18 protein-coding genes are annotated in these 21,522 nt (G+C 71.2%); 9 read left to right on the top strand and 9 right to left on the bottom strand.

The genetic code is table 11. The features are described 5' to 3' along the window. The first annotated feature begins 8 nt into the window (after positions 1–8). On the top strand, positions 9–2,129 hold the full coding sequence (locus FHR82_RS09645) for a hypothetical protein (protein WP_184809926.1): 2,121 nt from the start codon (positions 9–11) through the stop codon (positions 2,127–2,129). A gap of 65 nt (positions 2,130–2,194) precedes the next feature. Here the strand turns inward: FHR82_RS09645 and FHR82_RS09640 are convergent, their stop codons facing one another. From FHR82_RS09640 to FHR82_RS09610, 7 genes are read right to left on the bottom strand one after another with little or no spacing between them, the layout of a single operon-like run. Next, positions 2,195–3,406 (bottom strand): ATP-grasp domain-containing protein, encoded by a 1,212-nt coding sequence (locus FHR82_RS09640; RefSeq protein ID WP_184809925.1) that lies wholly within the window; start codon positions 3,404–3,406, stop codon positions 2,195–2,197. Further along, on the bottom strand, positions 3,403–4,053 hold the full coding sequence (locus FHR82_RS09635; protein WP_311770988.1) for a hypothetical protein: 651 nt from the start codon (positions 4,051–4,053) through the stop codon (positions 3,403–3,405). Before FHR82_RS09635 ends, FHR82_RS09640 begins: the two co-directional genes overlap by 4 nt. Continuing rightward, positions 4,050–5,837, bottom strand: coding sequence for a carbamoyltransferase family protein (locus FHR82_RS09630; protein ID WP_184809924.1), 1,788 nt, complete (start codon positions 5,835–5,837; stop codon positions 4,050–4,052). Before FHR82_RS09630 ends, FHR82_RS09635 begins: the two co-directional genes overlap by 4 nt. A 24-nt stretch (positions 5,838–5,861) precedes the next feature. Continuing rightward, a complete protein-coding gene (locus FHR82_RS09625; protein WP_184809923.1) occupies positions 5,862–7,106 on the bottom strand; it encodes a hypothetical protein in 1,245 nt (414 codons plus the stop codon). Then, positions 7,103–8,299: an ATP-grasp domain-containing protein gene (locus FHR82_RS09620; protein ID WP_184809922.1), complete on the bottom strand. Its 1,197-nt coding sequence runs from the start codon at positions 8,297–8,299 to the stop codon at positions 7,103–7,105. The genes FHR82_RS09625 and FHR82_RS09620 overlap by 4 nt, the downstream gene beginning before the upstream one ends. Then, a complete protein-coding gene (locus FHR82_RS09615; protein ID WP_225943795.1) occupies positions 8,296–9,237 on the bottom strand; it encodes a glycosyltransferase family 2 protein in 942 nt (313 codons plus the stop codon). The genes FHR82_RS09620 and FHR82_RS09615 overlap by 4 nt, the downstream gene beginning before the upstream one ends. 34 nt (positions 9,238–9,271) lie before the next feature. After that, positions 9,272–10,231, bottom strand: coding sequence for an NAD-dependent epimerase/dehydratase family protein (locus FHR82_RS09610; RefSeq protein ID WP_184809920.1), 960 nt, complete (start codon positions 10,229–10,231; stop codon positions 9,272–9,274). Positions 10,232–10,613: 382 nt separating this feature from the next. Here FHR82_RS09610 and FHR82_RS09605 point away from each other — a divergent pair, with 382 nt between their 5' ends. The 3 genes from FHR82_RS09605 to FHR82_RS09595 are packed head-to-tail and all read left to right on the top strand — an operon-like array spanning position 10,614 to position 13,250. Then, complete coding sequence (locus FHR82_RS09605; protein WP_311770987.1) at positions 10,614–11,198, top strand: hypothetical protein; 585 nt, start codon at positions 10,614–10,616, stop codon at positions 11,196–11,198. Further along, entirely contained in the window at positions 11,195–12,202 is a 1,008-nt protein-coding gene (locus tag FHR82_RS47295; RefSeq protein WP_184809918.1) for a GNAT family N-acetyltransferase, read from the top strand. Before FHR82_RS09605 ends, FHR82_RS47295 begins: the two co-directional genes overlap by 4 nt. A 52-nt stretch (positions 12,203–12,254) precedes the next feature. After that, positions 12,255–13,250, top strand: a complete 996-nt coding sequence (locus FHR82_RS09595) for a GNAT family N-acetyltransferase (RefSeq protein WP_184809917.1) — start codon at positions 12,255–12,257, stop codon at positions 13,248–13,250. Between the two features lie 23 nt (positions 13,251–13,273). Here FHR82_RS09595 and FHR82_RS09590 read toward each other — a convergent pair whose 3' ends face one another. Further along, a complete protein-coding gene (locus FHR82_RS09590) occupies positions 13,274–13,789 on the bottom strand; it encodes a winged helix-turn-helix transcriptional regulator (protein ID WP_184809916.1) in 516 nt (171 codons plus the stop codon). Positions 13,790–13,836: 47 nt separating this feature from the next. On the opposite strand from FHR82_RS09590, the gene FHR82_RS09585 reads away from it, so the two are divergent. From FHR82_RS09585 to FHR82_RS09570, 4 genes are all read left to right on the top strand, one after another. Continuing rightward, positions 13,837–15,213, top strand: coding sequence for an MFS transporter (locus FHR82_RS09585; RefSeq protein WP_184809915.1), 1,377 nt, complete (start codon positions 13,837–13,839; stop codon positions 15,211–15,213). Between the two features lie 17 nt (positions 15,214–15,230). Beyond that, the gene (locus tag FHR82_RS09580) at positions 15,231–16,016 is read left to right on the top strand and encodes a HipA family kinase (protein ID WP_311770986.1); all 786 of its coding nucleotides are present in this window, start codon (positions 15,231–15,233) and stop codon (positions 16,014–16,016) included. Next, the gene (locus FHR82_RS09575; protein WP_184809914.1) at positions 16,000–16,371 is read left to right on the top strand and encodes a DUF3037 domain-containing protein; all 372 of its coding nucleotides are present in this window, start codon (positions 16,000–16,002) and stop codon (positions 16,369–16,371) included. Before FHR82_RS09580 ends, FHR82_RS09575 begins: the two co-directional genes overlap by 17 nt. 101 nt (positions 16,372–16,472) lie before the next feature. After that, a complete protein-coding gene (locus FHR82_RS09570) occupies positions 16,473–17,099 on the top strand; it encodes an L-threonylcarbamoyladenylate synthase (protein WP_184809913.1) in 627 nt (208 codons plus the stop codon). Positions 17,100–17,111: 12 nt separating this feature from the next. Here FHR82_RS09570 and FHR82_RS09565 read toward each other — a convergent pair whose 3' ends face one another. Beyond that, positions 17,112–17,489, bottom strand: a complete 378-nt coding sequence (locus FHR82_RS09565) for a PPOX class F420-dependent oxidoreductase (protein ID WP_184809912.1) — start codon at positions 17,487–17,489, stop codon at positions 17,112–17,114. Between the two features lie 87 nt (positions 17,490–17,576). Here FHR82_RS09565 and hrpA point away from each other — a divergent pair, with 87 nt between their 5' ends. Further along, positions 17,577–21,512, top strand: a complete 3,936-nt coding sequence (hrpA, locus tag FHR82_RS09560; protein ID WP_184809911.1) for an ATP-dependent RNA helicase HrpA — start codon at positions 17,577–17,579, stop codon at positions 21,510–21,512. Positions 21,513–21,522: the final 10 nt, after the last annotated feature.

Genomic DNA, 21,522 nt, shown 5'->3' with positions numbered 1-21,522 from the left:
GAATTGTGGTGCGTTCCGAGGTTCTCATCCGCAGGACTCTGCGGGTACCACGCGTCGAGGGGCCGGGTGGGGACGGCTCGACGGTCGTGCGGCAGCTCGACGCGGTGCTCACCGGCGTCGGCTTCGTGGCGTCCCGCGAGCTGCTCGCACACCTCGACGGGCTGGCGCCGGGTGCCGCGCTCGACCTGGCGGTCGACGTCGTCGGCGCGGTGCGCGAGCTGGTCGGCGACGACGTGGCGCACAACGCCTACTTCATCGACTTCCCGCGCAACGTCCCCGACACGTGGGACTTCTGGCTGTCCTGCCTGCGGGAGACGGTGACCGCCCACGGCGCCGCCGTGCCCGCGGGGGTCGTGAACCTGCTGTCGCTGGCGGGCTACGGCCGCTACCAGCACTCCTACGCCGAGCTGCTCGCGGCGCACGACGAGCTCGTCGCCTCCCTGAAGGACCGGGTCACCGTCCTGCACCTCGGCGGCACGCTCGCCGAGGAGACCACGCGCCTGTACACCGAGCTGGCCGGCAGCGGCACCCCGCTCCACGCGGCCGACCTCGAGCTGCTCGCGGAGCTGGCCGCCGAGTGCCTCGACCACCCGATGGCGATCCCGGTGCGGGAGAACCGCGCGGTGGTCAACGCGGTCCGGCTCGCGCACGGCCTGCCGCTCGTCGCCGTCGACACGGTGGTCGACGTGCTGCGGGTCGCGTGCCGGGCGAGCGGTGGTGACGTGACGCTGGCGACGCCGACCCGGTTCCGGTCGTTCCGCAGGAGCGAGCGGCGGGTGCTGCTCGGCGCGCTCGACGCGGTCGTGTCGGCGAACGAGGGCAAGCTCGGGGACGTCGCGCGGCACGCCGAGGTGTGGAAGCGCCTCGCGGCGGGGCTGCACCCGTACGAGGACGACCGCTTCGTCCGTGCGCGGGAGGTGTTCGACGTGGCGCGCGGCGACCGGGTCGTGCGGTCCATCGCGGGCCGCGCGGAGTTCGCCTTCCGCGCGGGCCGGGTGGCCGACGCCGCCGGGATCCTCGCGAAGGCGCCGGGCATGCTGGTGCGTTCGCTGGACCGGCTGCTGCGCACGGCGACCGACACCGGCGCGGTGCTGACCGGGTTCGAGTCCGTGGTGGGTGAGGTGTCCGGGCGGGTCCTGTGCTCGCTGCGGGAGCACGTCGCCAACCGGTCCGGTGTGGACAGTGCGCGGGTGTTCGCGGGCCGGGCGAAGCGGGCGTGGGTCACCGTGGACGCGCGGCTGCCGCTGCCGGTCGACGTGATCGACCGGGTCCGCGGGATCGTCGACACCGAGCTGGCCGCCCGGCTGTCCGGGTTCGGCCCGGTCGTCGTCGACCCGGCCGTGCTGACCGTCGCGGTGCCGTTGTCCGGCAAGGCGGCCGAGGACGGCTTCGCGGTGCTGCCGCGCGGCTCGTGGTCCGTCGTGGACGGTGAGGTGCTGCGGTTCTTCGCCTACTGGCGGGAGCAGGCGCGGCGCACCGACTACGACCTGTCCGCGTTGCTGCTGGACGACGACTTCCGCTACCGCGGCCACGTGTCGTGGACCAACCTGCGAGACGGCGAGGTCGTGTACTCCGGTGACCTGACCGAGTCGGCGAACGGCGCGACCGAGTTCATCGACGTGCCACTCGACAAGGTCGGGGCGACGCGGATCGTGCCGCAGGTGAACGTCTACGCGGGCGAGGGGTTCGACACGGTCGCCGAGTCGATGTTCGGCTGGATGGTGCGGGACCGCGCGCAGAAGGGCGCACCCTTCGAGGCGCGGACCGTGCGCACGCGGTCGGACCTGCGCGGCACCGGCCGGGTCGCGCTGCCCGCGGTGTTCAGCCGGGACGCGGCCGGGCGGTGGTCGGTGCTGTGGACCCACCTGTACCTGACCGGTTCGCCCAACTTCAACCAGGTCGAGAACAACCGCTTGACCACGGGCATGCTGACCCGCGCGGTCGTCGAGCGGCGGTACCTGATGGTCTCCGACCTGCTCGGCCTGCTGCCCGGCCCGGTCACCACGTGGACGCCGGACCTGGTGCTGACCGAGCCGGTGACCTACGTCGGGCTGACCCGTCCGGACGGGCTGCCGGAGGGGTCGCGGGTGCTGGACCTGGGCACGCTAAACCAGTTGGTGCCCGCGTGATCGGCCGGTAGCCTGGCGGTGCGAGGCAATGAGAGCGCTTCCTTCTCTCACTCCCTTTTAAGGATCTAGCTCTCTCGCCTTCCTCGCGCCGCCGGGCTCACCGGCGCCACCTCGAACACGAGCGTCCGGTTCAGGCGCTCGGCGGCGGCACGCAGCCCGGCCGTGGTCGGCGCGCTCAGCACCGCGTACCCCAGCTTGTCCGCCACGTTGTCGTGCCCGCGGACCTCGTCGCCGGGCCCGGCGAACAACCGCACGTCCACCACCTCCGGCATCGCCAGCGCCTCGGTCAGCCCGTGGACGGCGGTGAGCCTGCCCGCGTGGTCGCTCGACAGCGACTGCCACAGCGCCGGCCGCGGCGGGTGCTGGGTGACCGTCATCGGCTCGTACACGGCCGCCGCCACCGAGGCGGCGATCGTGTCCACGCCGTGGCAGCGCAACGTCAGCTCGTCGAGCCCGTTCCCGCTGGTCCGCGCGCCCATCTCGATCAGGTACGGCACGCCGTCCCGGTCGACGACGAGGTCCAGGTTCAGCGGGCCGGTCCGGTACCGCAGTCGCGCGCAGAGCCGCTCGACCATCGTCACCACCGCGCGCCGCGCCTCGGCGGGGACCTCCGAGGGCATCAGGTGCGCGGTCGTGACGGCTCGCGGCGGCGGGCACAGCGTGCGCGTGGTGAGCGCGAGGAACGCCACCTCGCCGCCGGAGATCACGCACTCGCACCCACAGTGCGTGCCAGGTACCTCGTCCTCGACCACGACACCGCCGCTGTAGGAGAGGTCGCGTGCCGCGGCGACCGCGGCGTCCACCATGGACTTCTCGACGCAGCGCGTGACCCCGCGGCCGCTCTGCGCGTCGACCGGCTTCACCACGGCGGGGCCGCGCCACTCCCACTGCGCCGCGTCGGTGATCTCGCTCCAACGATATGCCGGGAAGCCCAGCTCCTCGCAGACACGCCGGAAGTGCCGCTTGTCCAGCGACGCGCGGGCCGCCTCCCGCGTCATCGTGACCGGCAGCCCGAGCCGTTCGGTCAGCGCGAGCAGCGTCGGCAGCGCGATGTCGGTGGACGGGGCGAGCGCGCCCGCCAGGTCGTCGCGGCCGGCCAGCGCGGCCGCGATCGCCTCCGTGTCGCGTGTGGACAGCGGCAGGAACTCGTCGGCGAGCGCCACCCCGGGCGCGGCCGGCGACCGGTCGACGCAGATCGTGCGGTAGCCGAGCGCGCGGGCGGTCCGGTAGGTCGACAGCGAACCGTCGGCCGCACCCAGGACCACCAGCGCCTTCACGGTGTCGTCCTGGCCAGCCGTCTGTCCACCCAGCGCTCCACGGGCGCCGTCACCACCGCGGCCGCCAGGACCAGGTGCACCACCAGGAACACCGTCGCGCCCGGGACACTGGGCGGGCCGCCGGTGAACACGATGATGTGCGACGCCCAGTCCAGTGTGGACGGGCGGCCGTCGGCGCCCCAGTCGTTCATGACCCAGAACCCGAGGTCGTTCAACCCGGAGATCACGATCAGCACCCCGGCGACGCCGACCTTCAGCACGGTCGCGGTGCGCGCGCCGCCGAGCCGGAACGCGAGCAGTCCGAAGAGGACGATGTAGGTGACCACGAACAGCTGGAACTGGTACACCACCGAGAACTCGCCGTCGGCGCGGTAGTCCAGGATCCGCAGGATCAGCGCCGTGTCCAGGTATCCCATGTAGGCCAGCACGCCGACCACGACCAGTGCGGGCCCGAACCGGCCGCGCGGGAACACCGCGACCGCGGCCACCGCGAACAGGAACGGGCTCAGCTTGAACAGCCACTCCGCGAGGTTGTCGAGCGTCTGGTCCGGCGGCAGCACCACCATGATCAGCCCGGCCAGCACCGCCGCCGGGACCGCGGCGGCGAGCCACAGCCACCGGCGGGCCGAATAGAGCGCCGCCGTCACTTCTCCACCCAGAACGGGCCAAGGGCGAGCGCGTCCACGTCGGTCTTGCGGAAACAGTTGATCGCGTCCTCCGGCGTGCACACGATCGGTTCGTTGTTGTCGTTGAACGACGTGTTGAGGACCATCGGGACGCCGGTGAGCTGCTCGAAGTGCGAGATCATGTCCCAGTACCGCGGGTTGTCGTCCCGGCTCACGGTCTGCACGCGGGCGGTGCCGTCCACGTGCGTGATCGCGGGCACCACGTCCCGCTTGTCCTCGAGCACGTCGAACACCAGCAGCATCACCGCGGACGGGTAGCCGCTCGCGAAGTACTCGCCTGCCTTCTCGGCCAGGCACGACGGCGCGAACGGCCGGAACGCCTCGCGGTGCTTGACCTTCTCGTTCATCCGGGTCTTGGAGTCGGGGTCGCGTGGGTCGGCGAGCAGCGTCCGGTTGCCGAGGGCCCGCGGCCCGCACTCCATGCGACCCTGGAACCAGCCCACGATCAGCCCGTCCGCGACGCGCGCCGCGGTGTGCGCCGCGATGTCGTCGACGCGCTGGTACTGGACGCCCGCGTCCTGCAGCGCCTGCTCCATCTGCGCCTCGGTGAACTCCGGGCCGGTGTACATGTACCCGTCCGTGGGCCGGGGCCTGCCGTACTTCCCGACGCTGACCGCGAGCGCGGCGCCCAGCGACGAGCCGTCGTCGGCGGCCGCGGGCTGCGCGAAGAAGTCCTCGAACGGCGTCTCCAGGAAGATCCGCCCGTTCATCACCGAGTTCAGCGCGACACCGCCCGCCACGCACAGCTTGGTGAGCCCGGTCTTCTGGTGCAGCCACCGCGCGAGGTGGAGGCCGACCTCCTCGAGGCGCACCTGCAGTGCGTACGCGATGTCCATGTAGTGCTGGGGGATCGGGTTGTCGGCGGTGACCTTCGTGCGCTCGCGCGGCGGGCCGAAGGTGTCGATGAACCTGTCCGACATGAGGTGGCGGCCGGACGTGTGGTGGCGGAACCAGTCGAGGTTCAGCTCGTACCCGCCGTCGTCCTCGAGGTACACCAGGTCCTTGAACTGCTCGATGTAGGTGTCCTTGCCGAACGGGGCGAGGCCCATCACCTTGCCCTCGTCCATGGTCGGGTAGAAGCCGAGGTAGTTCGTGACGCCCGCGTACATCGCGCCCAGCGAATGCGGGAACTTGAACCGTCGCAGGTCGGTGATCCTGTCGCCCTTGCCGACCGCGAGGAACGTGCTGGTGCCGTCGCTGCCGATGCCGTCGAGAGTCAGGATCGCGGCCTCGTCCCACGGCGAGATGAAGAACGCGCTCGCCGCGTGCGCGCGGTGGTGGTCGATCAGGTGGACCTTGTACCTGGTCGGCCCCGTGAACCCGAGCGCCTCCCGCACGTCGCGGCCGAGGGTGTAGCCGCGCTTGACGTGGCCGAGGACCGCGCCGCCGACGTGGAAGTTGTCGACACCCTTGCCGCCGTGCCGGAACGTCTCGACCAACCCGGACGCCTTCGCGCCCTGGTCGCCCTGGTTGCGGAACACCTCGAGCGTGGCGGGGAAGTACCGGGCGAACACCTTCGCCGCGTGCAGCGGCTCGCGCCAGCGCTGCCAGAAGTACGCCACGTGGTCCACTTCGGACAGCGTGATGCCGGCCCGCTCCAGGCAGAACCGGATGGCGTCGGTGGGGAAGCGGCCGTCGTGCTTGACCCTGCTGAACCGCTCCTGCTCGGCGAAGGCGATGATCTCGCCGTCGCGCACCAGCGCCGCGGCGGCGTCGTGGTGGCGGCTGATACCGAGTACGTACATGGTGGCTCCGCTGTTCTTCTCGTGTTACGGATGGAGTTCCGGGTGCCTGCGCAGCAGCAGCCCGCGCAGGGTGCCTGCCTTGACGGCGGCGGCGAGGACGAGCGCGGTGAGCCCGCCCGCCGCGCCGAGCCACGGCACGACGGCGAGCGCGATCAGCGCGGTGGCGACCAGGCCGACGACGGCCGAGACCGAGGTGATCGTGAGCACGCTGCTGTTCGTGTTCTCCAGCAGGAAGTTCGCGTACATGACCAGGGTGGACACCGCGACCTCGACGGCGAGGACCGCGCCGAGCACGACGTAGGACCCGGTGGCCAGGAGGTCCCGGCCCGCGGGGAAGGCGACCAGCACGGCCACGACCGCCGCGAACGCGAACCCGCCGCGCTCCGCGGTCCGGAGCAGCCGGAACGTCCGCGCCCGGCCACCCGCGCCGCCCGCGCCACGCAGCCGGGCCGACGTCGCGGGCTGGTAGAGCTTCAACTGGTACAGCACGAGCGAGCCTGCCATGCTCGCCACCAGCACCGCGAGGTACAGCGGGCCGCTGTCGGTGGTCTGCCCGGTGAGCGCCAGCACCAGGTACACAGTGGACAGTGCGGCGACGTCGAGCAGTTCGGACAGGCCGAGCAGCCAGGTGCTGCGGCCCAGCGCGGGCAGCAGCCGCCGCCCGCTCCGCACGCCGAGCACCCAGTCGCGGGGGAGTGCCGCCAGGGAGTAGCCGGTGACCGCGAGCAGGCCGGCGAGCAGCAGCGACAGGTGGGTGGTCGGCGACCAGCCCGCCACCCACGTCACCGCCGTCCCGGCGAGCACCACCGCGGTCATCGCGCCGAACGCGGCCGCGTCCAGCATCGGCCTGCCACGCAGGCGTTGCAGCCCGGACACGGTCATCAGCAGCCCGGTGGCCGCCGACCACGCCGCCGTGACGAGGTAGAGCGTGACCGTCCCCTGTGGATCGACGAGCAGTGCCACGGCGAACGCCGCGACCAGCGCCAGCACCGGTGCCGCCGCGAGCCGGACCACCAGCCGCGCCACCTGCGCGGTGAGGAAACGCATGCGCGGCAACACCTTCAGCGCGGCCTTCTCCGCCGCCGTCGGCACGAACAGCAGCCACGCGCACAACCCCATGGCGTTGGCGAAGCGGCCGAACGACTCGGCACCCCACACCACGGCCAGCGCCACCGCCATCAGCTGGCTCGCCAGCCGGAACACCCCGCGGCCCGCCGCGAGGCGCACCATCACCGACAGCCGGGGCGGTGCCGTGGACGCGATGGTCATGGGCCGGCCAACTCGACCCGCAACGTCCGGTCCACCACCGCGGCCGCGGCCCGCAGCCGGCTGGCGGTCGCCGCCGACAGCACCACGTACCCGACCTTGTGCGCGGCCTGTGTGTACGGCCGCACGTGGTCACCCGGCTGCGCGAACAGCCGCAGGTCCACGACCTCGGGCAACGCCGTGACCTGCCGGATCCCGTGGACGGCCGCGAGGGTGCCCGGCCGGTCCGCTGCGATGACCCGCAGCATCACGGGCCGGGGCGGGCGTGGCGCGAGCACCACCCGGTCGCCGACCGCCAGCGCGATCGTCGCCGACAGGGTGTCGACGCCGCACATCGTCTCGATCAGCTCGGCGAGCCCGTTCCCGCCGGTCCGCGCACCCATCTCGACGAAGTACAGCTGTCCGTCCGGCGCGAGCACCACGTCCAGGTTCAGCGGCCCGCTGACGTACCCCAGCTCGGCGCACAGCTTGTCGAGCATGGTGACGAGCCTGCGGTCGACCTCCGGCGGCAGGTCCGCGGGCAACAGCTGCTCGGCGGTGATGAAGTACGGCGGCGCGGTCAGCGTGCGCGCGCTCACCGCGTGGAACAGGACCCGGCCCGAGGACACGACCGCCTCGACGGTCAGGTGCTCGCCGGTGACGTGCTCCTCGACGACCACCCGGCCGGACGGCGAGTGTTCGATCGCGGCCCGGATCGCGGCCGTCAGCCCACCCGGCTCACCGCACGGCACCACACCGCGGCTGCCGGTGCTGTCCACGGGTTTCACGAGCGTCGGGAACCGCAGTCCCAGCGCGGCTTCCCGCAGTCCCGACCCGACGGTGCCCGCGACCGCGCCGTAGACGGGGAACCCGAGCCGCTCACACACCTCCCGGAACACGGACTTGTCCGCCGACGCCAGCACGGCCTGCTCGGAGATCGGGTCCGGCAGGTCCCAGTGCCTCGCGAGCCAGCGCTGGGACGGCAACGCGATGTCGCTCGCGGGCGCGAGGACGCCGACGATGTCCGTGCGGCCTGCCAACGCGGCGGCGACCTGTTCCGGCGCGCGCGTGCTGATGTGCAGGTACTCGTCGGCGAACGGCACACCCGGCGCGCCCGGCTGGATGTCCACGCAGATCGTGCGGTAACCGAGTTTCGCGGCCCGCTGGTAGGTCGGCACCGCGCCGTCGGCCGCGCCGAGGACCACCAGTGACGTCACGAGCGGACCTCCTCGCCGAGCTGTTCGGTCATCAGCCGGTCCGCCGGGGCGACCGGCATGGTCGCCTCCCGGACGTAGAACAACGCTGGTCTCGCCTGTCCGGCACCGACGGCGACGAGGTAGCGGACCGAGACCGCCAGCACGGTGAGCACGGCGAGCAACGCGCCCAGCACCACGGTCGTGACCACGTCCGTCCTCAGTAGACCGACCGCGGCACCGACCGCGCCGAGCCCGGTGACCGCCGCCGCGAACAACGCGAGCAGCGACGCGGCCGCCGCCATCCGGTTGGAGAAACCCACGAACAGTCCCATCGCGTGCCCGACCAGCCAGCGGAAGTGCAGCTTGGACCCGCCGCGCTGCCGTGCCCGGTGCGCCACCGGCACCGTCGAGTACCGGTTGGTCAGCCGGGGGACGGTGGCGAGGAAGTACGGCGTGCCGAGGCGCAGGTCCACGATCGCGCGGGCCAGTTCGGCACGCACGAGCCGGAACGTCGTCGCGCCGGGTGGGATCTCGATGCCGAGCACCCGCCGGGCGACGAAGTGGTAGAACCGCGCGCCGACCCGCCGCACCAGCGGGTCGTGCCTGGTCTCGCGCACGCCGAACACCGCGTCCTGGCCGGCTTCCGCGGCCGCGACGAGTTTGTGCGCCTCGGCCACCGGAAACTGCACGTCCGCGTCGATGTGCAGGATCCACGACCTGCTCGCGTACCGGTAGCCGGCCGAGAACGCCGCCTCGAAGCCGAAGTTGCGGGTGAACGACAGGTACTGCACGCGCGGGTCGGTGCGCGCGAGTGCGCGCACCTTCTCCAGCGTGCCGTCAGAGCTGCCGTCGTCGACGAACAGCACCTCGAGGTCGTGCTCACCGAGTTCGGTGACGATCTCGCGGTACGCGTGCTCGACGTTGTCGGCCTCGTTGAAACAGGGCACAACCGCGGTCATACCCGTGCTGACCGGACCGGACATGCGTGCCGCCCTAGTTGGCCGTGCGGACGAGCTGTTCGCCTTCCGGGACCGACCAGTGGATGCCCTCGTGCTCGATGAACCAGTCGACCGTGCGGGCCATGCCCTCGCGCAGCGACACCAGCGAGACCGGGTCGATGCCGACCGCGTGCAGCGTCTCCGGGTCGGCGGTGACGACCGCGCCCGCCTGCTCACCCGGCCGCATCGGCAGGTCCTCGACGGGCACGGGGGAGTAGCCGCGTGCCACGCACAGCTCGATGATCAGCTCGGCGACCGACCGGATGCTCGTCGACTCCAGCGGCCCGACCTCGACGACACGGTCGAGCACCTCGCCGCGCGCGGCGACCTCGAGCGCGGACACGAGCGCGCGGGCGACGTCGCCGACCCACACCATGTCGGAGATCTGGCGGCCGCCGCCGTACAGTTCGACAGGCCACCCCGCGAGTGCGCGGCAGATGACGGCGGGGGTTATCTTGCGCACCTTGCCGGAGCCGAACGGCGCGGCGGCGAGCTGCCTCGGGCCGTACGCGTTGACCACGCGGACATTGTTCACGCGTGTTCCCCGGTCGGCGTTGAACATGTGCACAAAACGCTCGACGGCCGACTTGGAGATCGAATAGCTGTTGTTCATCCAATGATTGCCGACGGCGATGTTCACGCCAGGAAGATCATATTGTGCGACGGCCTCGAGGAAATTCAGGCCGCCGATCAGATTCGTTTCCGCGGCCGGCCGCGGATTGCGGATCGTCTCCTGGGTGCCGAGCACGGCCGCGAGGTGGATGATGCCGTCGCAGTGCGCGGCGAGCTCCACCATCGCCGTCGCGTCCCTGATGTCGCCCAGCATCACGGCATGGTCCTGACCTGCGGTTCGACCGTAGTGGTCGAACACGAGCGGCTCGTGACCTCTGCTGATGAGCTCCTCGCAGACATAACGGCCGATGAAACCGTTACCCCCCGTGACGCCAACCTTCATCGATGGATCTCCGATCCCGTCCCACTGTCGAAGTGCCTTGGGTGGTGGCACGCCGCATTTCCTAGCAGGCGAAACGTGTAATGGGCAGTGAGCGCTACGTAATTCGTCCGTTCAGATGAGTGGGAGGTGTGGGGTGCTAGGGCGTTCGGCCGCAGAATCGCACCCGCGAGCCGGGGCAGGCAAACGGGTGGCACACTCCCGGCTCGTGAACATCGAGCCCTGGTGGTGGATGGCTTACCGGCGAAAGGTGGCCTCCGCGTTTCGCACTGTCCCGCTCTACCGGGAACGGTGGGCGCTGTCGGGTCGCACGGACCCCGTGGTGGTGCCCGGGCGGCCGGGTGTACACAGTGGAGCGATTCAGAAGGCCGAGGCGTTGCGCCGCTTGGTCGACCTCGTTCCGCTGGAGGGCGGTACGGCGTTGGTCGAAACGCTCCGCGGGCTCGGTCCGGCGCTCGACGCCCGCTTCTCGTTCCGTGGCACGGGACTCGTGGTAGTTCTGGACAAACCGGATGTATTGCCGCCACATGATCTGCCACGCGGTGTGACCGGCTGCGTCCTCGACCTGAGCGCGGGTCCCGCCGAGAGCGCGTGGCGCGCACTGACCGTCGCGTTGGGACGTGCGATGCCGGTGCTCGCCGTCGGCGCCGACAAGGAGCTCGCGGCACTGGTGGCGGAATTGCCGGAGGACCTCGCGATCCGGCTCGACGCTATTCCCAAGAGGACGGTGGACGAGCTGGACAGTGGTCCGCACGGCCTTCTCCACGATTCACTGCTGGGATATCTTGGCGCGTTGCGACAATGCGGCCGATGGCACCTGGACTGGCGGCGCGTGTACGCACGGGAGACCGACGCCGGGCTCGCGGTCACCCTGCTGACGCAACGGTCGCCGTGTCTCGTCGACATCCTGGTCGGGTCGGCCGCGCTCGGCCGCTGCCCCCGGCACGGGACACCGGTGGTGCTGCCGTGAACGTGACCGTCCACGACCCCCGCCACGACCCCCCACCGACCGGTTGGTCCGGTTTCGTCGCTCGGCACCACCTCCACGCGCCGTGGGACTACGCGCTGATGGGCGTCGAGGCCTGGCTGTCCCGCAACCCGCCGCTGCTGGTGGTGGCACACGCGGACGGCGAGGTCGTCGGCGCGATGGCCGTGATGGTGTGCGTGCCGGGCCGCGGCGACAACTACGCACCGCCGCGGACGCACCGGCTGACACCCACGGTGGCGCAGGTGTACCAGCCGTGGCTCGGTGGCGAGGGGTTCGTGGTCCCGTCCGGTGACGTGGAGGTGGTGCGTGCGCTGGAGAAAGGGGTGCGGGCCCGCCTGGGACCGCCGCTGTTGGGCCTGGTCTACCGGAACGTACCGGCCTCGCTCGCGCCCATGGTGGCCGGCAGGGGACGGCTGGTCCGCCCGGTGACGCCGGCGGCCTCCGTGCTGGAGAACCGGTTCGCCGACGAGGACGAGTGGCTGGCGAGCCTGTCCCGCAACCGCCGCAAGAACGTCCGCCGCATCGACCGGCTGATCGCGGCCGACACCTCGCTCGCGGTCCGGTTCGCAGCCGCGAGGTCCGATGTGGACGGCACGGTGCTGGCCGGTCTGCTCCGCACGCACCGCGCGAAGTTCGGCGGGCAGCCGTTCGACCCGCGTACCCCGGTCGCCGGCGCGTACCTGGCCGCCGCGGTTCGGCGTGCCGACGTCCACACGCTCACCTACTCCGATGTGGACGGTCAGGTGGTGGCGTTCAGCACGTACCTCGACCACCCGGTGACCCCGGTGCTCCAGTTCTGGGCGAGCCGCGAGGACCGGGGACACCTGTACTTCGACTGCCACGCCCGCGCGATCCGGCACGTCATCGCGACCGGCCGCAGGCAGTTGTCCGCGGGCCGGGCGAAGTTCGAGCAGAAGGAGTCACTGGGTTTCGGCGCGTACCCGATGCGCGTGGTCGGGGTTCCCGGACCGCTGGTGGGCCGATGAGCGGAGCGAACCGTCGGATGCGAGGACTTCCCGGTGCCTGCGAGGGGGAGTCGTGAGCTGGGAGGTGCTCGACCCGCGCTATGACGAGGAACCGTCGTACTGGCGGGATCTCCGGGCGAGGGCCGCGCTGCGGGCGGACTGGGCGTGGGAGGTGCTGGCGGCGCAGGCGTGGACGTCCCGCGTCCCGCTGTTCGTGTCGGTGCTGCGCAACGGCCCGGCCGCGGACGGCGTGGTCTTCGCGAACTGGGCCGGACTCCCGGTGCGCCGCAACGGTTTCGTCGGCACCGGCCGGGGCAGGCTCGTCGGTGTCCTGCATGTGCGCAGCCCCGGCACCGGTTCGGTCACCGGCTGGTGGGCGAACGACCTCCCGGTCACCGACTTCCTCCGCGACTACACGTCCGCCATGCGCCGCGAGCTGGGCCTCGGCTGCGGCGGCGCACTGCTGCGCCAGCTGACGACGGCCGAGGTCGAGGCGATGGGCCGCTGCGTCTCCCGCCCGACCGAGGCACTGGGCGTGCTGCGCACGTCGGCGTGGCAGTCGGTCATGGAGTGGGTGCAGTCGATGAAGCGCAAACGCAGGCACAACATGCGGCAGGTCATCCGCACGGTGGACGGCGACGAGGCGCTCACGGTCGACCTGGTTCCCGGCGCCACGCTGGACCCGCTGGAGATCGCGCGGGTGCTGCGCCACAACGAGAAGAAGTACGCGGGGAAGCTGTCCCCCCTGCCGCAGACCACTGGCTACCTGACGGTGCTGCTGCGCCAGCCGGACGTCCTGGTGGGCACCTACCGCGCCACGGACACGAGCGAGCTGGAGGCGTTCATCTCGATCCTCGACCACCCGCGGTGGCCGGTCACCCGCCATTGGTCGGCACGTCCCACCACCCGCCCGGACCGCCCCAACCTGTACCTGGACCACTACCGCAGGGTGGTCGAGTACGCCCAGCGCACCGGCAAGGAAGGCGTGGTCGTCGGCCGGGGCATGCCGGAGCTGAAGGAGTCCCTCCGCGCGGACCTGATCCCGCAACACGCGGCCGCGATCCGCTAGCGGGGACCGCCGTGCCGCCGTGCTCAGGCCATGAGCGGGGTCAGCAGGCGGTGGCGGGACCGCAGCGCGACGCTCACCGCGTCGTCGCGGACCGGGCGCATGCCGGGGCCCGGGGTCATGTCGATGTCCGCCGGTGGCGGGACCGTGCCGCAGGCCGGGCAGAGACCGGTCGGTTCGAGGGCGGTGTCGCACGCGGCGTGGGTGAAGATCCGGCGGCGGCCGTTCGGGGCGCGGTGCCGTTCGCCCCACTGGGAGAGTGCGAACAGTGCGGGCCACAGGTCGAGGCCGCGCTGGGTGAGGCGGTACTCGTGGCGGCCGCGGCGGTACTCGGTGCGTTCGAGGATGCCGTCGTCGACGAGTGTCGTCAGGCGTTCGGTGAGCACGGCCCTGGGGACGTCCAGGTGCGCCTGCAGGTCGGTGAACCGGCGGACGCCGAAGAAGCAGTCCCGCAGTACGAGCATCGTCCAGCGCTCGCCCACGATCTCCAGTGCGCGCGCCAGGGAACAGTCCTGGCCGTCGTAGTTCTTCCCGAGTCCCACGTGACGAGATTATCAGTTCAGTCACTGAACCAGTGAGCTACGGTTCGATGACCGAACTGAAGGGATCGATCGTGAACCGGACACTGGCCGTCGCCGCGGGCGGGACCTTTCTCGTGCTCGTCGCGTTCACCACGCCGCTCGCGTCCCTCGCGGACACGGCCGAGACCCTGCACAGCGACCCGGGCGGGCAGGCCTGGATCCTCAGTTCGATGTCCGTCGGCCTCGCGGTCGCGCTGCTGGTGTCGGGCGCGGTGGCCGACGACCACGGCCGCCGCAAGGTGTTCGTCGCCGGGACGGTGCTCCTCGCGCTGACCTCGGTGCTGGCCGCCGTCACCCCGGACACGCTGGTGCTGGTGATCGCGCGGATCGGGCAGGGGATCGGCGGCGCGGCCGTGCTGTCGTGCAGCCTCGGCTGCATCGCCGCCGAGTTCCCGGCCGGTCCTCGGCGCGCGCACGCCACCGGTGTCTGGGGCGCGAGCGTCGGCGCCGGCATCGCGGTGGGCCCGGTCGTGATGGGCCTGCTGGCGGTCGCGGGTTCGTGGCGGGCGGGGTACTGGCTGCTGGCCGGGTTCGCCGCGGTCCTCGCGGTAGTTGCTCGGCTGACCCTGACCGAGGAGCGGGCCGACCGGCCGCGCCCGGTCGACGTCACCGGCGCGGTCCTGCTCGGCGCGGGGCTGGTCGCGCTGCTCTCCGCTCTGGTCGAAGGGCGGCAGGACTGGGGCAGGCCGGTCGTGACCGGGCTGTTCGCGGCGGCGGCCGTGCTGCTGGCCGCGTTCGTGCTGTGGGAACGCCGCGCCCGCGCGCCGATGCTCGCTCTCGGCCTGTTCCGGCGCCCGGAGTTCGTGGCGTCGGTCGTCGCGGGCACGGCCACCGGTGTGGGCATCATCGCGCTGATGTCGTTCACGCCCACGTTCTTCCAGCGCGCCTTCCACTACACGACGCTCGACGCGGCGCTGCTGCTGCTCGCGTGGTCGGCGACGAGCGCGGTGGTCGCGCTGCTCGCCCGCAGGCTGCCCGCCGGGTGGAGCGCGCGGGCCAGGATCGTCGCCGGCCTGATCGTGATCGCGGCCGGGCAGCTGATGCTGACCGGCCTCGACACCGGCACGTCGGCCCTGGACCTGCTGCCGGGCCTGCTCGTCGCGGGGGTGGGCAGTGGTGTCCTGAACGCCGCCCTCGGCCAGATCGCGGTGACGAGCGTGCCGCCGGGCAAGGCGAGCGTGGGCAGCGGCGCGAACAACACCGCCCGCTACGTCGGCGCCGCGCTGGGGATCACGATCGTCGCGGTGATCGCCGCCCACGCCGACCGGGCGGCGCTGATCGCGGGCTGGGACACGGCGGCGGTCGTCACGGCGGCGCTGTCCGTGGCGGGTGCGCTGCTGGTCGCGGCGACCGGCGTGAAACTCCGTGTGAGGGTCAAGTCCTGACCTGCCATGATGCGGATGTGGATCAGCACAGCCTGCGTACCGTGGCGGCCACCCGCTACGTGACGCCGTTCCGGGAGGGCGGGTCGCTCCCCGGTCTCGTCGAGGCGGACGACCTCGGCATGTACGTACTCAAGTTCCGCGGCGCCGGCCAGGGCCTGAAGGCGCTGACGGCGGAGATCATCGTCGGCGAACTGGCTAGGCGGTTGGGTTTCCGCGTGCCGGAGCTGGTCCTCGTGGACCTGGACCCGGAACTGTCCCGTGCGGAGCCGGACGAGGAGATCCAGGACCTCCTCCGCGCGAGCCAGGGCACCAACCTCGGTGTGGACTACCTGCCGGGCTCGTTCGACTTCAACCCGCGCGTCAAGGAGCCGGGCAGCGACCTGGCCGCACGCCTGCTGTGGCTGGACTCCCTGGTCCTCAACGTCGACCGCAGCTGGCGCAACCCGAACATGCTCCTGTGGCACCGCCAGATCTGGCTGATCGACCACGGCGCGGCCCTGATCTTCCACCACCGCTGGCAACCGGGCTGGCGCCCGGCGCCGACGTACCGCTACGACGCCGCCGACCACGTGATGATGCCGGTGGCAGGCTCGATAGCGGAGGCGGACGCGGCACTGCGCCCGCAGGTGACCCCGAGGCTGATCAGCGAGATCCTGTCCCTGGTCCCGGACGAGTGGCTGGACCCGGCGCTGGGGTCGCCGGCGGCGGCCCGGGACGCCTATGCGGCATACTTCGCGGCGCGCCTCGCCGACGCACCCGACTGGGTCGCCGCACTGGAGGAGACCCGTGCCGCACGTGTTTGAGTACGCCCTCGTACGCGCCGTGCCCCGCCAGGAACGCGGCGAGTTCATGAACGTGGGCGCGATCGTCTACTGCGCCAAGCTCCGTTTTCTGCGCTGCGCGGTGGCGGTGGACCGGGACCGCCTGCGCGCCCTCGACCCGGACCTGGACCTGGACACCCTGGACGCGGCCCTCCAGTCGATGTGCCAGGCCTGCGAGGGCACCGGCCCCATGGCGGGCACCAGCGTCGGCCAGCGCTTCCGCTGGCTGACCGCCCCCCGCAGCACCATCCTGCAGACGTCCCCGGCCCACACCGGCCTGACCGACGACCCGGCCGCCGAGCTGGACCGCCTGGTGACCACCCAGGTCCGCCTCTGACGCGGGACGTCGAGGACGGTCCACCGCGTGACGCCTGCCCCTCGGGCGGCGGCCGGCGTGTGAACAGGTGTGCGGAACGACGATCACCCTAAGCTCGCCGGGTGGCGAAGTACTTCGACGTGCATCCCGACAACCCGCAGCGGCGCTCGATCGGCCAGATCGTCGACCTGGTGCGGTCCGGTGGGCTGATCGCGTACCCGACCGACTCGTGCTTCGCGCTGGGCTGCCAGCTCGGCAACAAGGAGGGGCTGGAGCGGATCAAGACGATCCGGCAGCTCGACGACCGCCACCACTTCACGCTCGTGTGCCACGACTTCGCGCAGCTGGGCCAGTTCGTCTACCTCAGCAACACGGTGTTCCGCGCGGTCAAGGCGTCCACGCCGGGGCCGTACACGTTCATCCTGCCCGCCACGAAGGAGGTGCCGCGCAGGCTGATGCACGCCAAGAAGAAGACCGTCGGCGTGCGGATCCCCGACCACGTGGCCACGCGGGCCATCCTCGCCGAGCTGGGGGAGCCGTTGCTGTCGAGCACCCTGCTCATGCCGGGTGAGGAGGAGCCGATGACGCAGGGCTGGGAGATCAAGGAGGCGCTCGACCACGTGGTCGACGCCGTGATCGACTCCGGCGACTGCGGCACCGAGCCGACCACGGTGCTCGACTTCTCGGAGGACGAGGCCGAGGTCATCCGCGAGGGCGCCGGCGACCTGGCCAGGTTCGGCCTGGCCTGAGGCCGGGTCCGCTCAGTCCGGGATGACGCGGACGATGACCCGCTGCTCGTCGGCCTTGCGCCACGGGTAGCTGTCGGCGCCGAGGTACTTCTTCGCGAGCTTGTCGATGTGGTCGTCGGCGCCCTCTTCGACGATCTCGGCAGTGCCGCGCACGTTGACGAGGCGGTAGAAGTCGTCCTTGTCGACCACCGTCACGGCGACCTTCGGGTTGCGCACCAGGTTGCGGTGCTTCACGCGCCCCTTCGCGGTGTTGAACAGGATCGCCTCGCCGTCGGTGTCGATCCACACCGGGGTCAGCTGGGGCGAACCGTCGGCCATCACGGTCGCGACGGTCGCGATCTGGGGCTCGTTCAGCAGCTCAAGTTCTTGAGGGCTCAACTTCTTGGTCATGTCGCCACCAACCGGCCACGCTGCGCGTCTATTCCCGGCGCCCGGGGAAATAACCCGCTGGTCCACGCGGTTAGGCTCGGAGACGAGATGAGTACGCCCACCCGCACCCATGACCTCCGCGCGCGCCTGTCCGAGCTGATGCTCCGGGACGAGCGCAGGCTGCGCCGCCGCATCGACGGTCTGGGGAAGATCAAGAACGCCGACGTCCGGGACGCGCGGGCCGCGGAGATCGCCGACGAGATCGACAAGGCCGAGGGCCGCGTGGCCGCCCGCGCCGCGTCGATCCCGAAGGTCTCCTATCCCGGCGAGCTGCCGATCAGCCAGCGGCGCGACGACATCCGCAAGGCCATCGAGGAACACCAGGTCGTGATCGTGGCCGGGGAGACCGGCTCCGGCAAGACGACCCAGCTGCCGAAGATCTGCCTGGAGCTGGGCCGAGGGGTCCGCGGCCTGATCGGGCACACCCAGCCGCGCCGGATCGCCGCCCGCACCGTGGCGGAACGGATCTCCGAGGAGCTGGACGTCAAGCTCGGTGACGCCGTCGGCTGGAAGATCCGGTTCACCGACCAGGTCAGCGACAAGACCTACGTCAAGCTGATGACCGACGGCATCCTGCTCGCCGAGCTGCAGTCCGACCGGATGCTGCGCCAGTACGACACGCTGATCATCGACGAGGCGCACGAGCGCAGCCTCAACATCGACTTCATCCTCGGCTACCTCAAGCGCCTCCTGCCGCGCCGCCCCGACCTCAAGGTGATCATCACCTCCGCCACGATAGATGCGGAGCGGTTCTCGCGGCATTTTCGGGGGTTGGGGGGATCGTCCCCCGGAGGACAACACAGTGACGACGCCCCGATCGTCGAGGTCTCCGGCCGGACCTACCCGGTCGAGGTGCGCTACCGCCCGATCGTGGACCCCGACGATCCCGACGCCGATCCGGACCGTGACCAGACGCAGGCGATCCTCGACGCGGTCGACGAGCTGTCCACCGAGGGCCCCGGCGACATCCTCGTGTTCCTCTCCGGCGAACGGGAGATCCGCGACACCACGGACGCGCTGGTGGCGATGGAGAAACCGGGCCTGGAGATCCTGCCGCTGTATGCCCGGCTGTCCTCCGGCGAGCAACGCCGGGTCTTCCAGCGACATCGTGGGCGCCGCGTCGTCCTGGCCACGAACGTGGCGGAGACGTCGCTGACGGTGCCCGGCATCAAGTACGTCATCGACCCCGGCTTCGCGCGGATCTCCCGGTACAGCAACCGGTTGAAGGTCCAGCGGCTGCCGATCGAGCCGATCTCCCAGGCGTCGGCGAACCAGCGCAAGGGCCGCTGCGGCCGCACCTCGGACGGCATCTGCATCCGGCTGTACCCCGAGGACGACTTCGACGCGCGGCCCGAGTTCACCGACCCGGAGATCCTGCGGACCAACCTCGCGTCGGTCATCCTCCAGATGGCCGCCGCCGACCTGGGCGACATCGCCGAGTTCCCGTTCGTCGAGCCGCCGGACCGCCGCAACATCACCGACGGCATGAACCTGCTGCACGAGCTGGGCGCGCTCGAGACGTCCACGAAGGACACGACACCGCGGCTGACCCCGTTGGGGCACAAGCTCTCCCGCCTCCCCGTTGACCCGCGCCTCGCGCGCATGGTCCTGGAAGCGGACAAGAACGGCTGCGTCACCGAGGTCACGGTCATCGCCGCCGCGCTGTCCATCCAGGACCCCCGGGAACGGCCCGTCGACAAGCAGACCCAGGCCGACCAGCAGCACGCCCGGTTCCGGGACCCGGAGTCGGACTTCATGTCCTACCTCAAGCTCTGGGAGTACCTGACCGAGCAGAAGCGCGACCTGTCGGCCAACCGGTTCCGCAAGCTGTGCCGCGCCGAGTACCTGAACTACCTGCGGGTGCGGGAGTGGCAGGACGTGGCCGGTCAGCTGAAGCAGATGACCAGGAGCCTGGACGTGGTGCCGAACGAGTCACCAGCGCCGGCCAAACAGGTGCACATGTCGCTGCTCGCGGGCCTGCTGTCACACATCGGCCTGAAGGACGTCAAGGAGTCCAAGCACGACTACCTCGGTGCCCGCAACGCGCGGTTCGGCATCTTCCCCGGTTCCGCCCTGTTCAAGAAGCAGCCGCGCTGGATCATGGCCGCCGAGCTGGTGGAGACGACCCGGCTGTGGGGCCGGATCGTCGCGAAGATCGAACCCGAGTGGATCGAACCGCTCGCTGGGCACCTCGTGCGCCGCAACTACAGCGAACCGCGCTGGGAGAAGAAGCGCGGCGCGGTCGTGGCGACCGAACGGGTCACGCTGCTCGGCGTGCCGATCGTGGTGGACCGGACGGTGAACTACGGCCGCATCGACCCGCCGGTGGCGCGGGAGCTGTTCATCCGCCACGCCCTGGTCCAGGGGGAGTGGGAGAGCAGGCACAAGTTCCTCAAGCGCAACGCCGAGCTGCTCGCCGAGGCCGAGGAGCTGGAGCACAAGGCGCGGCGGCGCGACATCGTCGTCGACGAGGAGACGCTGTTCGCCTTCTACGACGAACGGGTCGGCCAGGACGTGGTGTCCGGGCGGCACTTCGACACGTGGTGGAAGAAGACCAGGGAGTCCCAGCCCGAGCTGCTGACGTTCACCCGCGACCTGCTGGTGAACCCGGACGTCGGCGTCACCGCGGCGGACTTCCCGGATGCCGTGCGGTCAGGCGACATCCAGCTCCCCCTGTCGTACCGGTTCGAGCCGGGCGAGGCGACCGACGGGGTGACCGTGCGGGTGCCGCTGCCGCTGCTGAACCGGGTGAGCGCGGACGGTCTGCCGTGGCAGGTGCCCGGCATGCGCACCGAGCTGGTGACGGCGCTGATCCGGTCGCTGCCCAAGCCGGTGCGCCGCAACTTCGTCCCGGTGCCGGACTACGTGGCCGCGGTGCTGGCCCGGCTGGGCCCGGAACCCACGGTCGACGACGTCGGCGCGATCCTGCGTGAGCTGACCGGCGTGGTCGTGCCGCCGGACGCGTGGCAGCTCGACCAGGTGCCGCAGCACCTGAAGACCACGTTCCAGGTCGTTGAGGAGTCCGACGGCAAGCCGATCGTCGAGGGCAAGGACCTCGGCGCGCTGAAGCGGGAGCTGGCCGACCGGGTGCGCGAGTCGCTCTCGACCGGCGCCGAGGGCATCACAAGAACCGGCATCACTTCGTGGGACTTCGATGAACTGCCGAAGTCGGTGTCGCTGCGCCGCGCGGGCCAGCAGGTCACGGCCTACCCCGCGCTGGTCGACGAGGGCACGTCGGTGGCGATACGCCTGTATGACAACGAGCGCGAACAGGCGTCGGCGATGTGGCGCGGCACGCGGCGGCTGGTGCTGTTGACGGTGCCGTCGCCGGTGAAGCAGGTGGTGCGCCGCCTGGACAACGCCGCGAAGCTGGCCCTGTCGGCCAACCCGCACGGCAGCGTGCCTGCTCTGCTGGAAGACTGCCTCAACTGCGCGGCCGACCACCTCGTCACCGCCGCGGGCGGTCCGGTGTGGACGGCGGACGCCTTCACGGCGCTGTGCGACAAGGTGCGAGCGGACCTGCACGACGTCCTGTACGACGTGCTGGCCAGGACCCGCGGCGCGCTGACGGTGAACGCGACCCTGGACGCGGCGATGTCGCCGATGACGGGCAAGGTGTTCGCCGAGTCGATGGCCGACATGCACGCCCAGCGGAACGCGCTGGTGTTCGACGGTTTCGTGACGGCCACCGGCTACCGCCACCTGTCCGATGTGGAGCGCTACCTGGGCGGCATCCTCCGCAGGCTCGACAAGCTCCCGGAACGCCCGGCCCGCGACGCCGACTGGGCGTACGCCGTGCAGGGCGTGTGGGAGGCGTACGAGGAGGCCGTGGGCCAGCTGGGCGCCGACGACCCGAGGCTGCGCGAGGTCCGCTGGATGATCGAGGAACTGCGCATCAGCTACTTCGCGCAGACCCTCAAGACCGCGTACCCCGTCTCGGAGAAACGCATCTACCGCGTCATCGACGAGGCCCTGGGTTACTGACGCGCGACCG

This window comes from Actinophytocola algeriensis, assembly GCF_014203735.1.
GTDB lineage: Bacteria > Actinomycetota > Actinomycetes > Mycobacteriales > Pseudonocardiaceae > Actinophytocola > Actinophytocola algeriensis.
This window is presented reverse-complemented; position numbering and strand designations above follow the sequence as displayed.

Coding starts and splice junctions, on each gene's coding strand:
- FHR82_RS09630 (WP_184809924.1), bottom strand. CDS start 5,837: ATGTACGTACTCGGTATCAGCCGCCACCACGACGCCGCCGCGGCGCTG.
- FHR82_RS09625 (WP_184809923.1), bottom strand. CDS start 7,106: ATGACCATCGCGTCCACGGCACCGCCCCGGCTGTCGGTGATGGTGCGC.
- FHR82_RS09615 (WP_225943795.1), bottom strand. CDS start 9,237: ATGACCGCGGTTGTGCCCTGTTTCAACGAGGCCGACAACGTCGAGCAC.
- FHR82_RS09610 (WP_184809920.1), bottom strand. CDS start 10,231: ATGAAGGTTGGCGTCACGGGGGGTAACGGTTTCATCGGCCGTTATGTC.
- FHR82_RS09585 (WP_184809915.1), top strand. CDS start 13,837: ATGACCGAACTGAAGGGATCGATCGTGAACCGGACACTGGCCGTCGCC.
- FHR82_RS09565 (WP_184809912.1), bottom strand. CDS start 17,489: ATGACCAAGAAGTTGAGCCCTCAAGAACTTGAGCTGCTGAACGAGCCC.
- hrpA (WP_184809911.1), top strand. CDS start 17,577: ATGAGTACGCCCACCCGCACCCATGACCTCCGCGCGCGCCTGTCCGAG.